Here is a 381-nt window from a genome sequence, read left to right as displayed (position 1 = left end):
GGTCGAAAACTCCAACCACACACGTTTTACTGAAGTGGTTTGGAAATCCTAATCCAAAAACATTTAGAGAATGGTGGGCGATACCGGGCTCGAACCAGTGACCCCCTGCTTGTAAGGCAGGTGCTCTCCCAACTGAGCTAATCGCCCACATAAGTTTTGATTCTTCGTGGAGAAGAATGGTGGGTCGTGCAGGATTCGAACCTGCGACCAATTGATTAAAAGTCAACTGCTCTACCAACTGAGCTAACGACCCAATGGTATCCCGTAGGGGAGTCGAACCCCTGTTACCGCCGTGAAAGGGCGGTGTCCTAGGCCTCTAGACGAACGGGACACTAAGTTGAAGATATTGGGATATCTTCTATCTCTTAAACTACATAAACC

The 381-nt window shown here is 48.3% G+C and carries 3 tRNA genes; all 3 read right to left on the bottom strand.

Annotated elements, in window-relative coordinates:
* Positions 1-71: 71 nt before the first annotated feature.
* The 3 genes from OH458_RS22025 to OH458_RS22015 all read right to left on the bottom strand — a co-directional run bounded on the left by OH458_RS22025 (position 72) and on the right by OH458_RS22015 (position 331).
* A tRNA-Val gene (locus OH458_RS22025) sits at positions 72-147 on the bottom strand.
* A gap of 30 nt (positions 148-177) precedes the next feature.
* Positions 178-253, bottom strand: a tRNA-Lys gene (locus OH458_RS22020).
* A 2-nt stretch (positions 254-255) separates the two neighbouring features.
* Positions 256-331: transfer RNA gene (locus OH458_RS22015), tRNA-Glu, on the bottom strand.
* Between the last annotated feature and the right edge of the window lie 50 nt (positions 332-381).

It is taken from the genome of Vibrio sp. MarTm2, assembly GCF_027587055.1.
Classification (GTDB): Bacteria; Pseudomonadota; Gammaproteobacteria; order Enterobacterales; family Vibrionaceae; genus Vibrio; species Vibrio sinaloensis_D.
The sequence above is the reverse complement of the archived record's forward strand: the minus strand, read 5'-3'. Positions and strand labels throughout refer to the sequence as shown.